The sequence below is a fragment of the Pseudomonas sp. SIMBA_067 genome (assembly GCF_046534675.1).
In the GTDB taxonomy this organism is placed as follows: domain Bacteria; phylum Pseudomonadota; class Gammaproteobacteria; order Pseudomonadales; family Pseudomonadaceae; genus Aquipseudomonas; species Aquipseudomonas putida.
In genome coordinates this window covers 1-238 of the sequence record NZ_JAWRYH010001296.1, presented here as the reverse complement: position 1 = coordinate 238, position 238 = coordinate 1, and the positions used below count along the sequence as shown (strand labels likewise).

Below are 238 nucleotides of genomic sequence, written 5' to 3'. Positions count from 1 at the left end.
ATCAGGCTGCGCTGTTTATCCTGCGTCAGCTGGAGTTCGGCCTGTTCGATTTCCGCCTGCATACCGAGTTTAATCCGGAGAAAGGTGCTCAGATTCTGGAAACCCTGCGCGAAGTAAAAAGCCGCGTGGCAGTGGTTCCGGGTCCGGAATGGGGCCGTTTCCCGCACGCTTTCAGCCACATCTTTGCCGGTGGCTATGCGGCGGGTTACTACAGCTATCTGTGGGCAGACGTGCTGGC

The 238-nt window shown here is 58.0% G+C and carries 1 protein-coding gene; it reads left to right on the top strand.

What is annotated here, in order from left to right; translation table 11 throughout:
• On the top strand, window positions 1-238 hold a 238-nt coding region (locus SB765_RS33505; protein ID WP_410933018.1), incomplete at both ends, for a M3 family metallopeptidase.